Origin of the sequence: Sporosarcina obsidiansis (genome assembly GCF_009651005.1) — a bacterium.
In the GTDB taxonomy this organism is placed as follows: Bacteria; Bacillota; Bacilli; order Bacillales_A; family Planococcaceae; genus Sporosarcina; species Sporosarcina obsidiansis.
On sequence record NZ_WHVW01000003.1, the window covers coordinates 54,979 to 69,433 of the forward strand.

13 protein-coding genes are annotated in these 14,455 nt (G+C 40.0%); 8 read left to right on the forward strand and 5 right to left on the reverse strand.

Annotation, left to right across the window (positions count from 1 at the left end; genetic code table 11):
• Positions 1–130: 130 nt before the first annotated feature.
• The 8 genes from GD002_RS03800 (at position 131) to GD002_RS03835 (ending at position 9,393) form a co-directional block, all read left to right on the forward strand.
• Complete coding sequence (locus tag GD002_RS03800; RefSeq protein WP_153731013.1) at positions 131–865, forward strand: IclR family transcriptional regulator; 735 nt, start codon at positions 131–133, stop codon at positions 863–865.
• Between the two features lie 236 nt (positions 866–1,101).
• Positions 1,102–2,100: a TRAP transporter substrate-binding protein gene (locus tag GD002_RS03805; RefSeq protein WP_153731014.1), complete on the forward strand. Its 999-nt coding sequence runs from the start codon at positions 1,102–1,104 to the stop codon at positions 2,098–2,100.
• A 36-nt stretch (positions 2,101–2,136) separates the two neighbouring features.
• On the forward strand, positions 2,137–3,063 hold the full coding sequence (locus tag GD002_RS03810; RefSeq protein ID WP_228548286.1) for a polysaccharide deacetylase family protein: 927 nt from the start codon (positions 2,137–2,139) through the stop codon (positions 3,061–3,063).
• 14 nt (positions 3,064–3,077) lie between these two features.
• Positions 3,078–3,578, forward strand: a complete 501-nt coding sequence (locus GD002_RS03815; protein ID WP_153731015.1) for a TRAP transporter small permease — start codon at positions 3,078–3,080, stop codon at positions 3,576–3,578.
• A 1-nt stretch (position 3,579) separates the two neighbouring features.
• Complete coding sequence (locus GD002_RS03820; RefSeq protein ID WP_153731016.1) at positions 3,580–4,854, forward strand: TRAP transporter large permease; 1,275 nt, start codon at positions 3,580–3,582, stop codon at positions 4,852–4,854.
• A 26-nt stretch (positions 4,855–4,880) separates the two neighbouring features.
• Positions 4,881–6,257 (forward strand): dihydroorotase, encoded by a 1,377-nt coding sequence (locus GD002_RS03825; protein WP_153731017.1) that lies wholly within the window; start codon positions 4,881–4,883, stop codon positions 6,255–6,257.
• Positions 6,241–7,497 (forward strand): Zn-dependent hydrolase, encoded by a 1,257-nt coding sequence (locus tag GD002_RS03830; protein ID WP_153731018.1) that lies wholly within the window; start codon positions 6,241–6,243, stop codon positions 7,495–7,497. The genes GD002_RS03825 and GD002_RS03830 overlap by 17 nt, the downstream gene beginning before the upstream one ends.
• A 273-nt stretch (positions 7,498–7,770) precedes the next feature.
• Positions 7,771–9,393 (forward strand): ABC transporter substrate-binding protein, encoded by a 1,623-nt coding sequence (locus tag GD002_RS03835; protein WP_153731019.1) that lies wholly within the window; start codon positions 7,771–7,773, stop codon positions 9,391–9,393.
• 44 nt (positions 9,394–9,437) lie between these two features.
• Here the strand turns inward: GD002_RS03835 and GD002_RS17880 are convergent, their stop codons facing one another.
• The 5 genes from GD002_RS17880 to GD002_RS03855 all read right to left on the reverse strand — a co-directional run bounded on the left by GD002_RS17880 (position 9,438) and on the right by GD002_RS03855 (position 14,171).
• Positions 9,438–10,265, reverse strand: a complete 828-nt coding sequence (locus GD002_RS17880; protein WP_255425125.1) for a mandelate racemase/muconate lactonizing enzyme family protein — start codon at positions 10,263–10,265, stop codon at positions 9,438–9,440.
• Positions 10,234–10,578, reverse strand: coding sequence for an enolase-like domain-containing protein (locus GD002_RS17885; protein WP_255425126.1), 345 nt, complete (start codon positions 10,576–10,578; stop codon positions 10,234–10,236). The genes GD002_RS17880 and GD002_RS17885 overlap by 32 nt, the downstream gene beginning before the upstream one ends.
• Positions 10,575–11,741: a M20 metallopeptidase family protein gene (locus GD002_RS03845; RefSeq protein ID WP_153731020.1), complete on the reverse strand. Its 1,167-nt coding sequence runs from the start codon at positions 11,739–11,741 to the stop codon at positions 10,575–10,577. Before GD002_RS03845 ends, GD002_RS17885 begins: the two co-directional genes overlap by 4 nt.
• A 20-nt stretch (positions 11,742–11,761) precedes the next feature.
• Positions 11,762–13,165, reverse strand: a complete 1,404-nt coding sequence (locus GD002_RS03850; RefSeq protein ID WP_408020075.1) for a YfcC family protein — start codon at positions 13,163–13,165, stop codon at positions 11,762–11,764.
• A 118-nt stretch (positions 13,166–13,283) separates the two neighbouring features.
• Positions 13,284–14,171 carry a LysR family transcriptional regulator gene (locus tag GD002_RS03855; RefSeq protein ID WP_153731021.1) on the reverse strand — a complete coding sequence of 296 codons (888 nt, stop codon included), beginning with the start codon at positions 14,169–14,171 and terminating at the stop codon, positions 13,284–13,286.
• Positions 14,172–14,455 lie beyond the last annotated feature (284 nt).

Genomic DNA, 14,455 nt, shown 5'->3' on the forward strand with positions numbered 1-14,455 from the left:
ATCAGTTGAGCATATACCTGTGTACTATTACTATGCATAAAAATAGGCAGTAGCTTGTTTTTTAACAGAGGATACGAAAATAGTATGGAGAGAATTATACATAATTGTATAAAAAGAAAGGAATTAATTTATGAATCAGACTCAAACTGTAGGACGTGCACTCGATATTTTATTTACTTTAGCTGAAGAAAATAAGTCGATGACTGTAAAAGAGATATCCGAAAAAGTTTCTATCCCAACATCTACTGTGTATAGATTAATTAAAACATTAGAGTTAAATGAAGTAGTCACTAGAGAACCGCATGGAGAAATAGGGTTAGGTATCAAACTATTCTCGTTAGCTCAAAACCTTTATTTAAAAGTTGAGAATGATTTATTGGGTATATCATTACCTCTCTTGAAAGATTTGACTGAAAAATTAAATGAAACCTCATTTTTAGCTATCAAAAAAGGCGATGTAGGGGTCACAGTGCAATCCGTAGAGGTAGATCGTCTCATTAGATTTGTAGCTCAAAAAGGAAAACAGCACTCCTTAACAGAAGGGGCAACTGGAAAAGCTATTTTAGCTTTTGAAAAGAAAAACATAATAGATGATATGTTATCTATTCATCCATCTATTGATCAAGTACGATTTTTTGAGGAAGTAAAAAAGATTTGTCAGCAAGGTTATGTCAAAACAATAGGAGAAGTGGATGCGGACACACTTGCAATTGCTGCGCCTATATTTGACTTGAATAATAACGTGATTGCTAGTATTACAGTTGCCGGTCCTAAAGTACGTTTTGACGAAGATGCAATTGATCGGACCATCCAAGAAATAAAAAAAGCAACCAGTGAACTCACAACTGCGTTGCGAAAATTATAAAAAAAGCTATACTTTCGGGCCTTTTCCAATTATGGAAAAAGGCCCTTTTCATCTGATGTTTGTTGAAGAAAGGTAAAGAAATAAGAGAATAAATTTACTAAGTCTCTACAAAAAAACAGCATAAAATATCGAGTGAAGATTATAAAAGCTATTGATTTTTTTAAATAATTAATATATGATTTATCAATAAATGAATTTAGATTATCATTTAATGATAATCTGTTAGGGGGATTACGATGAAAAATGTAGGTAAACTGTTTCTGTTTTTAGTTCTTTGCTTAAGTGTATTGGCAGGTTGTTCTGGTGAAAAAAATGGATCTAATGAAAGTGAAATGAAAACGCTGTCACTTGCGCATGGCGGAGCATTAGATTCTCATTTACATGAAGCAGCTTTGAAATTTCAAGAGCTAGTGGAAGAGAAAAGTGACGGATCTATCAAAGTTCAAATACATCCTAACTCAGAATTAGGAGCAGAGCGGGAGATGGCAGAATCCTTACAAGCGGGAAGTATAGACATGGCCGTTTTGTCTACGGGTCCTCTTGGAAATTTCGCTGACAAGGTCAACGCGTTAGACTTCCCTTTCCTGTTTGAAAGTAACGAACATGCTGAAAAAGTATTGGACGGAGAAGTAGGAGATCAGATTTCAAAGCAGTTAGAGGATGCCAATATTAAAAACTTGTATTGGGTAGATAATGGTGCATACAATATCGCAACAAATGATAAACCAATCAAAAAGTTTGAAGATTTAAAAGGTCTGAAGTTGAGAACTCAAGAGAATCAAGTACAAATCGATACAATTAATGCATTTAACGCTTCTGCAACACCTATTGCGTTCAGTGAACTATTTTTATCTGCACAGCAAGGTATCGTAGATGGTCAAGGAAATTCATTAGCTGTGTTAATTCCACAAAAGTATTACGAAGTGCATAAATATCTGACGATCACGAATCATATGTATTCCGGTGGAGCTATCTTAATGAATAATGATTTGTTCAATAAGTTTGATGAAGATATGAAAGAAATTATATTGAGCTCAGCAAAAGAAGCAGGAATACATGAGCGTGAATTCGTTCAGAAACTGAATAAAGAATATATGGAAGTAGCAAAGGAAAATGGGATGGAGATCATAGAAGATATCGATCTAGAACCATTTAAAGAAGCTGTAAAACCTGTATATAAGAAATACGAAGATAAGTATGGCGAGCTGCACAAGATCATCGAAAGTGAAAAGTAATCCGTATTGAATTAAAAGGCAGAGGGGGATTTTACATTGTCTAAACTAATTGAGTATCCTGTTGCAGGACCACTAAGAGACTTTGTAGGTTACGGTCGTGAAGGTTTACAAGTAAATTGGCCAGATGAAGCACGGGTCGTTTTGAATATCGCGATTAACTATGAGGAAGGTTCGGAACAAATGAAGTCGTTAGGTGATGACGAGAATGAAACATTTGTTGAATTCAATCCCCTAATGCCGAACCATATGCGGGATATCGCTGTGGAATCAGTGTTTGAATATGGCAGCAGGGTAGGGATCTGGCGATTGCAGCGTTTATTCGATGAACTGGATATTCCAGTAACGATATTTGGCTGTGCGGTCGCATTGGAACGAAATCTTGAAGTTGCTTCGTGGATTAAAGAACGTGGTCATGATGTTTGTGCACATGGCTGGAGATGGGAAAAGGCATGGAAGTTAAGCCGTGAAGAGGAAAAAGAAAGGATTCAATTGGCATACGATTCGATTAAGAAAACTTGTGGAACGGCACCGGCAGGATGGTATAGCCGATATGGTCCTTCAGTAAATACGAGAGAACTGTTGGTAGAACATGGTGGCTTCCTATATGATTCCGATGCCTATAACGATGAATTACCTTACTACGAAACGGTGAACGGAAGCAGACACTTGATCGTACCGTATAACCAGACACTGAATGACGGAAAGTTTGTTAGACCACAAGGCTTTGGCAGTGCTACTGACTTTCTAGACACGCTCAAGCGGACATTCGATTATTTGTGGGAAGAAGGAGAGACGCATCCGAAAACGATGACAATTGGCCTTCACCCTAGAATTATCGGACAGCCTTATCGGATTTCAGCATTGAAGGAATTTTTGCAATATGTACTTGAGAAGGACAAGGTTTGGATTGCGAAACGGTTGGAAATCGCTGAGTTTTGGAAAGATCAATATAAGACAGAATAGAAAGGACGATTCCTATGTCTACAGTTATTCGATGGATTGATGGATTTAATAAAGGGATCAAAGTTGTAGCAGCCCTTAGTCTTGCGATCATGTCCATTGTTATTGTGGCTCAAGTTATATCCAGATACTTTTTTCACAGTACATTTTCATGGTCAGAAGAATTAGCACGATACTTAATGATACTCACGATTCTTCTTGGAGCATCTCTAGCTCTAAGAACACAGTCTTTAATTGGATTAGAAATTATTGCAGAAAAAGTATCTCCAGGTAAGAGAAGAATTCTTAAATTAGCAGTCTACATAGTGTGCCTTGCTTTTTTCATTGCTTTATTGTTATTTGGAATATCCACAGTTACAGCTGTTCAACACCAGCTAAGTCCAGCACTGCAAATTAGCATGTCGATTCCATACATGTCCATTCCAATAGGTGCGACGGCATTAATTTTGAATTCAATAGCAGTTCTGTTGGAGCTGATTAAAAATGAAGAGACGATAAAGAGCGAGGTGGATTTGTAACATGTTAGCTATTTTATTAGTTTCTCTCGCCATTTTGCTCATCCTATCAGTACCTGTCGCGGTTTCTGTAGGTCTTTCTTCTTTATTGGCTATTCTTTTCGGAAGTGATTTGCCGTTAAGCGTAGTTACTCAAAAATTATTCACTTCTATTGATTCGTTTCCTTTAATGGCAATCCCATTTTTTATTTTTGCTGGAACATTAATGGAACAAGGTGGGATTGCGAAACGACTGGTACGGTTTGCCAATGCTTTAGTTGGCAAATTTACAGGCGGACTCGGGATGGTCGTCGTAGTGACGGCAATGTTTTTCGGAGCGATTTCGGGTTCTGGGATTGCAACGACTGCTGCGTTAGGATCTATTCTCATTCCAGCGATGATCAAAAAAGGTTATGACAAAAGCTACGCGGGAGCACTTCAAGCTACGGCCGGTGAACTAGGAGTCATTATTCCTCCGAGTGTATCCATGATTTTATTTGGAGTTGCAGCAAGCGTATCGATTGGTGATCTGTTTATCGCAGGAATTCTACCGGGTATCTTGATTGCCGTTTCATTGCTGATTGGTGTTTTTATAATCTCTAAGATTAAAGGATACAAGGGAGAATCAGATTTACCTAAAGGAGAAATTTGGGCTTCTTTTAAAGATGCAACCTTGGCGCTTTTAATGCCAGTCATTATTTTAGGGGGTATTTACGGTGGTATTTTCACCCCGACGGAAGCTGCAGCCGTAGCGGTAGCGTATTCTTTCCTAGTCGGTACATTTGTTTATAAAGAAATAAAAATTCCTAATTTACTAGAGATATTATCCAAATCTGTTGTCAGCACTTCTATTGTCATGTTCATTATTGCGAACGCAGGGTTGTTTGCATGGGTGTTAACAAGAGAAGCTGTTCCACAAAAACTGGCTTTGTTTTTCGGATCTGTAACAGAATCCCCGATTGTCTTTTTATTGATCATTAATGTGTTACTTCTAGTTATTGGTATGTTCTTCGATGGAAGTGTGGCCATTATCATTTTGGCTCCATTGTTAACTCCAATCGCAGTTGGTATGGGTATTGATCCAATCCATTTTGGTATGATCATGATCACCAACTTAGCGGTCGGTATGTGCACTCCTCCATTAGGAGTAAATTTATTTGTATCTTGTCAAATTGCAGGAATTCGACTAGAACAAATCACAAAGGCTATATTGCCTTTTGTATTCATATTAATCGTCGATGTTTTGATTATCAGTTACATTCCAGCGATTAGTACGTTCCTTGTTGATTTGTTCAAATGAGTTATTGTTAGGAGAGGATGGTATTTATGAGTACCTTAAAAGCTATAAAAGGAAATATCGTAAGCCCCAATCAAGTGTGTTTTGACCACTTTCTATTATATAAAGACGGTAAAGTAGTTTCTATTGAAGAAACGGTTGCTTCTGATATTGAGGTTTTTGACGCGTCAGGTAAGTATGTATTGCCAGGAGCGGTAGATGCGCATGTTCATTGCTACAGTGCATTGACTGAAGGATTCGAGGCAGCTACAAGATCAGCAGCGGGTGGCGGTGTCACTACGATTGTTGAAATGCCTTATGATGCAGATAAGTTAATATGCAATGAAAAGGTATTTACAGATAAGATTCAATTGCTTGAAAAAGAATCCGTGGTAGATGTAGCGCTATTAGCTACGATTGCTCCTGAAAACGGATTGGATCAAATTCCGATCTTGTCAGAAGCAGGTGCTTGTGGGTTTAAGATTTCATTATTCAATACCCATCCAGTACGGTTTCCTAAGATTGAAGAAGGTGTGTTGGCGGAAGCTTTTCAACTAACAAAAGCTGCTAGAAGACCGATCAGTGTTCATGCGGAAACCGATTCGATTGTCCGTAAGAATATCGAAAAGTACAAAGACCAAGGATTCAATAATCCTATAGCCCATTGTTTGAGCCGTCCTAAACTAGCAGAATCCACTGCAGCATTGACGATCCTAGAGATGGCGTTCCAATTGGATGCGAAGGCTCATTTGCATCATACGACATTCCCTCATGTCTTTGAACTGGTTGAGCATTATAAATCGCTTGGTGCAGATGTCACGGCAGAAACTTGCACACATTATCTTGTGTTTAGTGAAGAGGACATGGATCGACTGGGTGCTTTAGGAAAGATCAATCCACCATTGCGATCAGAACAAGACCGTCTTGGTTTATGGGAGTTATTGAGCGAAGGTGAAATAGATATAGTGACATCTGATCATGCACCTTGGCCAATAGAAGCAAAACAGCATGAGAATATTTTTGACAATTCTTCAGGTGCTCCGGGTGTGGAAGTACTTCTTCCTATTCTGTATAGCGAAGGTGTTGCAAAGGGAAGAATTTCATTGAACAGATTGGTTCAGTTAGTTAGTGAAAATCCAGCGAGCCGCTTCGGATTAGGACATCGAAAAGGAAAACTAGTTCCAGGATACGATGCTGACTTCGTTGTGCTGGATCCAAAAGAAGAATCAGTTGTGCGAGCAGAGAATATGCATTCTAATGCTGGCTGGAGCCCCTATGAAGGGATGAAGCTTCAAGGACAAATCCAGTATACATTCTTGCGTGGACAAGTCATTTTCGATGGCGAAAAAGTGAACGGTAAAAAAGGGTATGGAGAATATATTCCTGCTGTATTTGGAGGTGAGAACTCCAATGCAACCACAATGTAAGTTGAATGTTGAGCGAATCAAAGAGAAGATTACCACCTTGGCTACAATTATTGATAAAGAGCGTCCTTTATATACCCGCAGGCCATTCACAGAAGAATATCAACAAAGTAGGGAATGGCTGAAGTCTGAAATGATAAGTGCGGGACTTACCGTTTATGTAGATGCTGCTTCCAATTTAATAGGTGAACGACAGGGGAGCCGTCCAGAACTCCCACCCATCATGATCGGGTCTCATACGGACTCAGTCGTTGGCGGTGGTCGATTTGACGGAATTATTGGTGTACTAGGTGGAATTGAAATCGCACGCCAATTGATGGAACAAGATGTGACATTAGAACACACCTTATTAATTGTCGATTTCACTGCAGAGGAAGCTAGTGAGTTTGGTATTTCTACTATTGGTAGCCGCGGCATGGTAGGAAATCTGACAGATGAGGTTCTTGATAGGGTCAATCATACAGGATTGAAACTTCGTAAAGGAATTGAACAGTTAGATGGAAGACCAGAAGCAATTAATGAAGAAAAGAAAACGGCTGGAGATATTCGCTTGTATTTGGAATTGCATATTGAACAAGGACCGGTCTTGGAACAAACAAATCATGAATTAGGAATTGTTACCGGCATTGTTGGAATCCGGCGTTTCCAAGTCGTTTGTAAAGGAATAGCGAATCACGCAGGAACGACCCCTATGAATATGCGTACAGATGCATTGACGTCTGCTTCAGAAGTCGTTTTATCCATTGAAGACGCAGCCAATCAATCCTATACTTCGCAAATCGTTGGTACGGTGGGACGCTTATTTGTGGAACCAAACGCGTCCAATGTAGTTCCAGGACATGTAACATTCGATTTCGAACTTAGATCGTTGCAACCTGATGTATTAGATGAAGCGACTCGTAACATTGAGCAGAGTATCGCATCCATTTCCTCTAAAAGAAATATAGAGATATGTATGATACCGATATCCGTATCGGACTCCATCGTAATCCAAGACAATATTATTGAAGGAATTGAAGAAAGCTGCAATAAAGTGGGTAGCAGTATAAAACTCCCTAGTGGAGCTGGACATGATGCCAATCAAATAGCTTCTATTGCACCGGTTGGAATGATTTTTGTTCCGAGTCAAAACGGTATTAGTCACTCTGCTGATGAGTGGACAGACTATGAACTAGTAGCAAAAGGAGTTCAAGCGTTGTGGAATTCTCTTCATTATTTTGATGGGTGTTTTGATAAGATATAAACGAGTCTAGCTGATTAGTATTAGTAAGAACCCTATTCTAATGTGTATTACGCATGGAAAAGGGTTCTTTCATTGTGAATAAAGAATGTAGAGGTGTGATCAGTAGCAAAGGAGGAGGTATCGTGCAAGATTTCATTGGGCAGATGAAAAGACGGTTGTTGGAAAGTTTATGTGCTAGACCACTATCTATTACGGAAGTATATTGACTTTTCAAATCAATTAACTGAGAATAGAAAGGTACATCTAAGATACTTACCTAGAGGGGGATATGTTGTGAAACGATTTGTATACGTAATAAGCGTATTCTTAGGATTGTTCATTCTAAGTGCTTGTTCCAATGGAAGTGACAAAGAGGCAGATGCTTCGAAAGAAAAGAGTGACCCAAAAGCAGGCGGTACGATGGTCTATGCACGAGGCGCTGATTCAGTAGGACTTGATCCGATCAATATTACAGACGGTGAATCTATTCGAGTGACACATGCTATTTTCGAAACGTTATTTGAATATGATAAAGACTTACAATTACAACCTAAATTAGCAGAATCTTATGAAACGAGTGAAGATGGATTAACGTGGACGCTCGCATTGAAAAAAGATGTGAAATTCCATGACGGTACCGACTTCAATGCAGACGCTGTTGTGTTCAACTTTGAGCGTTGGATGGATCCAGACAATGAATATCATATTGGTGATTTCCCGTACTATCCATTTTTATATGGTGGATTTAAAGGAGACGAGGATCACAAAATCGATTATGTGAAAGCTGTAGATGAACATACAGTGGAAATCAAGCTGAAAGAGAAAATTGCACCGTTCATCAGCTATTTGGCAATTCCTATGTTTGGGATGGCTAGTCCAACAGCGATTGAGCAGTATAATGAGCGATTCTTTGAAAATCCAGTTGGTACGGGACCGTTCAAATTTGATAGCTGGACACGCAATGATAAAATTATCGTCAAAGCAAATGAAGACTACTATGTAGAAAATCAGCCGTTACTAGATCAAATTATTTTTACGGTCGTTCCCGATAACTCTGCACGATTGAATGTATTACTGAGTGGAGAAGCAGATTTCATTGACGGGATGAATCCGGAAGATGCGAAAACGGTAGAAGACGATGAAAACCTGGAACTCGTCAAACGTCCAAGTTTTAATGAAGGCTTTATGGTCATGAACACACAGAAGGCGCCATTTGATGATGTGAAAGTTAGACAAGCGATCAATATGGCGATTGACAAAAAGGCATTGGTCAATGGATTCTACAGTGGTTTTGCAGAAGTTGCGAAAAATCCTGTTCCACCTGCATTATGGGGCTATCACGATGAAATCGAGGACTACAAGTTTGACGTAGATACTGCGAAGGCCTTGCTTGCAGAGGCTGGCTATCCAGATGGATTCGAAACAGAAATTTGGACAATGAATAATCCGCGTCCCTATCTTCCACAGCCAATGAAAACAGCAGAAGCGATTCAAGCTAATTTACAGGAAATTGGTATTGAAGCGAAAATTGTTACGTATGAATGGGCGACCTATTTAGAAAAAACAGGAGCCGGGCAGCATCCAATGGCATTGTACGGCTGGACGGGTGTCATGGCAGATCCGGACAACTTCCTTTATCCGAATCTGAGCAACACCAATATGGAAGTGCCGGCGAATAACAAAGCATTTTACGACAATGAAGAATTCCAAAATCTAATTGAGCAGGCACGTGTCACATTCGATCAAGACGAACGAATCAAGCTGTACAAGAAAGCGCAGGAAATTTTCCATGAAGATGCACCATGGGTACCGTTAGCGCATACTACACCACCTATTGGTTTTGCTAAATACGTAAAAGGATACGAACCTCATCCAATGGAAAATGATAACTTTGCAGTAATGTATTTAGATAAATAAAATAAAGCCGGCAAGAGATATCAATCTCCTTGCCGGCTTTATTGTCATTGAATGACACATGAAAACTTCGTGATTTCTTTTACATAAGCTTCGTCTACTTCGACACCTAAACCGGGGAGATCACTGAATTGCAGTGTATCTTTGATGAATGGAATATGTGCCACATCTTTACTGAAATTTAGTGGTCCCACCATTTCATTTGTCTTAATATTCGATTGTGCTATCGCTATATGAGCACCCGCCATTGTACCGATAGCGGATTCTACCATAGAACCTAGCTGACAAGGTATTCCTGCCGCCGCTGCCATGCTAGTCAAGGCAAGCGCGGGATAAATCCCTCCAGCTTTCATTAGCTTAATATTTAATAGATCTGCCGCTCGCAATTCGATGACATTCAATAAATCAGCGGTATTGCTAACTCCTTCATCAATCATGATAGGAACAGGGGAGACAGCTCTAATTTCAGCGAGTGATTTTAGATCATGAGCGATGGTTGGTTGTTCAAACCAGTCTACCTGACAATCAGCCGTTTCACGAATGATACGCAATGTTTCAAGACGATTCCATCCTTGATTCGCATCCACACGCAAGTGAATACCTTCGCCAATAGCCTGTCGAACCTGTCTAATACGCTCAATATCTGTTGTTGCATCCGTACCGACTTTTATCTTGATACTACGAAAGCCTTCGGATACATAGCGTTGTGCATCCTCAGCCATTTTCTTAGGCGATTTGATACTCAATACTTGAGGGACTAGTAGTTCGTCATGTGATATTCCACCAAGTAACTGGTAGACGGGTAGGTTAGACGCTTTTCCCATAATATCGTAGAGGGCAATATCAAGTGCTGCCTTTGCAGAAGGAACACCCAATATCAAGTGCTGCCTTTGCAGAAGGAACACCCAATATAGCTTGTGTAAACTTTTGATGAATCTTATCGATTGAAAACGGATTTTCATTGAGCAGTAAAGGAGCCAAATCGTTCTGGATGACATGGTAAGTACTTTCCCACGTCTCACCAGTAACGTTTTGATCTGGCACTGCTTCTCCCCAACCGACAATCCCTTCATCTGTCTCGATACGAGCAAAAATAGTTGGCATATCATCCAGTCGAACGTAAGAAATGATAAATGGTTCTTTGAGTGGCAAACGTGCTGCAAACAATTCTACTTTTGTAATTTTCATATCGCGATATCCTTATATTGTTCTAGAATTTCTATAAATACTTGAATTGCATCGGGTATCACATCTTCATCAATATTAAATTTTGGATGATGATGAGGATAGGCGCTTTTCTCGCTTTCCATCCCAACGAAAATATACGCACCCGGCTTTTCTTGCAAATAGTAAGCAAAATCTTCTCCGCCCATATTTGGGTCGACTAATTTCACACGCTCTTCACCGAATGCATCAACGAGCACTTTTTCAACGAAGCGTGACTGCACTTCATCATTTACAAGAGGGGGCGTACCAACGATAAACTCCACATGAGCCGTTGCGCCAAATGCCTGACAAATCCCTTCTGTCATCTGGATGATTTGCTGTTTGATGATTTCTACAGCTTTTGGCGTCAGTGCTCGGATCGTTCCAATTAGCTTAGCGGTATTCGGGATAATGTTGGGAGAGCTACCTGCTTCTATTTTACCGACCGTGATGATACCGGCATCTAAAGGGTTTAGTTTCTGACTAATAATGTTTTGGAATGCCTGAATGACATGTGTCGCTATGTAGATCGGATCAATCGTTTCGTGAGGCGTGGATCCATGACCGCCAGAACCTGTAATAGTAACCTCAAAATCGTCAATAGAAGCCATCATCGGTCCATGCGTAATGCCGAAATAACCTTTCTTCAGACCTTGCCAAAGATGAAGACCGAATATCGCATCCACATTATCCAAAACGCCTTGTTCGACAAGTGCCTGCGCACCACTTGGAGTAATTTCTTCAGCGGATTGGAAAATTAGATAGACATTTGGTTGGACCGTATCACGGTTAGCAGCTAACCACTCGGCCACGGCAAGCAAGACTGCTGTATGACCGTCATGACCACACATATGGGAGATACCCGGACGTTTTGAAATGTAAGGAATATCCCCTTCTTCTTGAATAGGAAGGGCGTCAATGTCCGCTCGTAAGGCAATGGTCTTTGCACCGCTTGTTCCTTTCACAAATCCAACGATACTTGGCAACGCGTAGTCTAGAATGTCAATTTGTAGACCTTCAAGGCGTTTTCGAATCATTTCACAGGTTTCAAATTCCTCTCCTGAAAGTTCAGGATATTGATGCAGATGTCTTCTATCTTGGATCGCCTGTTTAGCAAGAGATTCAATTGTTAGTTGATGGTTCATTTATAATCCTCCTTCTTACATTAGAAAGGTCCATATTGAATAAGTTGTGCAATGACTAAGGCGATGATGCCAATGGTTACCTGAATCAGCATGAAAGGGAAGACCCATTTCACCCATTTAGTCCAGGAAATGCCGACCATCGCGAGTCCAGCCATCAAGAAACTAACTGTCGGGAATATAAGGTTCGACATGCCATCACCAAGTTGGTAGGCGAGGACAGCCGTCTGGCGGGTCACATCGGTCATATCTGCCAAAGGAGCCATGATTGGCATCGTCAAGGCAGCTTGTCCGCTCCCAGAAGGCACTAAAAAGTTTAATCCTAATTGAAAGATGAACATGCCGACTGCATTTAAGGCGGCAGGAAGTGTATCGAGCGCACCTGCTGTATAGTAAAGAATCGTGTCCATTAATTGAGCATCTTTAAACGTAACTAAGATCGTTTGTGCCAATCCGATAATCAAAGCACCGCCGATTAATTGACCAGCGCCTTTAATGAAATTGTCAGCGATTTGAGAAGGTGTTAATTTTCCGATCAATCCCATGATGACACCGAACAATAGGAACAATCCTGCAATTTCGGTAATATACCACCCCATTTTAATGACGCCATACATGAGGACAACGAAGTTTAATAAAAATACTAGTAATACGAGCTTATGTCGTGTAGCCATCTTACTGGATAAGTTTTCAATGGCGTCTTGTGCGCCTGGCTGGTAGTTCCCGTAAAGTGCGATCGACGGATTTTTCTGCACCTTCCCTGCATAACGATACACATACCAAACGGCTGCTACGTAGAGAACGATAAACAAGACAATGCGGAAGAAGATTCCTGAGAAGGTAGGTAATCCAGCTATTTCTTGAGCAATTCCGACGGTAAATGGATTCATCACAGCGGATGAGAAACCAACCGACGCGCCTAACGTTACGATAGCAAAACCGGTGAGCGCATCGAATCCTAACGCAACGGCCAAAGGAGCTAAAATCCCAATGTAAACGATTGTTTCGTCAGACATCCCCATCAAAGAACCTGCACAAGCAAAGAAGAACATTAAGACGGGTATTAGTAACTTTCCTCGATGTGCCATCTTAACCGATAGCATGGTGATAAAGGCGTCCAAAGCACCCGTTGCTGACAATACGCCAAAAGAACCTCCGACAATGAGAACGAAAAAAATGATGGCGGAGCCGTTCACCATTCCTGAATGAATATTACTGAATATATCTAAAAATCCTGTTGGTTGACCTTCTACGAACGAGAATTGATCAGGTTGAATCACTTCACGTCCATCAACCTCTGTCCGTCCAAATTCTCCGGCAGGTATAATATACGTTAATACTGCGGATAAGATAATTAGACAAAATAGCAGAACAAAGACGTTAATGCCGTTCTTTTCCTTCTTATGTTTATCAGTCGATGATTTCAATATATACACTCTCCATTAATGTAAAATTAAAAGCTCTATTGCATAAATATAAATTTCTGTTTATTCATTGTATAAGAAAAGGAGAGAAAGCGAAAATTGAAATCATCAATGGTTACTATTAGAAATCTTCGTGGCTTGATGTGGATTTATATAAACTCCACATTTTTACGGCTAGATCTGTAAAGGTACTAACTGTACTGAAGTCTTTTAGATTTTCAGGGAAAATTAAATAAGTAGGTAAGTTGGTTGAAAAATGGCTTAATACTTGAAGTTCATTTTGATTGATTTCATCTTCTATGATCATATCACTAAGCAAAGCAATTCCCGCTTGTCCCATGACGGCACGCTTGATTGCTTCTTCACTCCCACATTCCACAATGGTTTTGGGTGCGCAATGTATTTCATCTAAACAATCTTGAATAATGTCTGTCATTCCGTATGTAATAAAGGGGTAGGCATCGAACATTTGTTGCAACGAGTAATCGGCTGTCAAGTTCGGGTTGGCGACCAAAATCAATTTTTCTTCATCAATCAATTGTCTTTCAATCCCAGATTGGTGTAAGTTTCCTGCAACAAAACCGATATCTGCTTCATTTGTACTGACGAGTTTCAACGTCTCTTCACTATTACAACAGAGCAGCCTTAGGTTAACATCTGGATACATTTTGACATAGGGCCCAATAATATGGGACAAATAGTGACCGCAATAAAATTCAGGTGCTGCAATGGTTAAACTACCTGCGGGCTTTTCAAGTTTCTTTAGCTCCCTCGTTAAATTGTCAAGTGTGCTGAAAACGTTCTCCGTATGGCGCTTCACAATATTGCCTGCTGGCGTCAAATACATTTTCTTTCCTACTCGGTTTAACAATGTATGCCCCAACTCCGTCTCCAAAAATTTAATCTGCTGGCTGACAGTCGGCTGACTATAGTTTAAAATTTGTGCAGCTTTCGTGAAGTTTAAATGTGTTGAGACGATATGAAAGGTTTGTAAGTGGCGTAAGTCCATTGGGTTGCTTCCTTCTTTCTAATCGAGATCTAATCATCTGACACTACTTGGCATCTGTTAAATATGAGAGATCATTGCGAAATTCCTCATGATCGCTTTTACTACTGTAATCGTATAACAGGGGAAGCAGGTGGGCAAACTATTTCCAATACATCAAAATTACTTACAAACATCAAACGTAATTAGTATAAAAATTTATTCTAATTATGAGAATGAACTATTGAAAACAGTATATAATAACACTATTAAAGTTCGAGTGCATTCTAATAAAATTAAATAATTTT

What these genes read in the sequence shown, in the direction of transcription:
- GD002_RS03845 (WP_153731020.1), bottom strand. Translation starts at nt 11,741, where the DNA reads ATGAACCATCAACTAACAATTGAATCTCTTGCTAAACAGGCGATCCAA.
- GD002_RS03800 (WP_153731013.1), top strand. Translation starts at nt 131, where the DNA reads ATGAATCAGACTCAAACTGTAGGACGTGCACTCGATATTTTATTTACT.
- GD002_RS03815 (WP_153731015.1), top strand. Translation starts at nt 3,078, where the DNA reads ATGTCTACAGTTATTCGATGGATTGATGGATTTAATAAAGGGATCAAA.
- GD002_RS03825 (WP_153731017.1), top strand. Translation starts at nt 4,881, where the DNA reads ATGAGTACCTTAAAAGCTATAAAAGGAAATATCGTAAGCCCCAATCAA.
- GD002_RS03820 (WP_153731016.1), top strand. Translation starts at nt 3,580, where the DNA reads ATGTTAGCTATTTTATTAGTTTCTCTCGCCATTTTGCTCATCCTATCA.
- GD002_RS03855 (WP_153731021.1), bottom strand. Translation starts at nt 14,171, where the DNA reads ATGGACTTACGCCACTTACAAACCTTTCATATCGTCTCAACACATTTA.
- GD002_RS17885 (WP_255425126.1), bottom strand. Translation starts at nt 10,578, where the DNA reads ATGAAAATTACAAAAGTAGAATTGTTTGCAGCACGTTTGCCACTCAAA.
- GD002_RS03805 (WP_153731014.1), top strand. Translation starts at nt 1,102, where the DNA reads ATGAAAAATGTAGGTAAACTGTTTCTGTTTTTAGTTCTTTGCTTAAGT.
- GD002_RS03830 (WP_153731018.1), top strand. Translation starts at nt 6,241, where the DNA reads ATGCAACCACAATGTAAGTTGAATGTTGAGCGAATCAAAGAGAAGATT.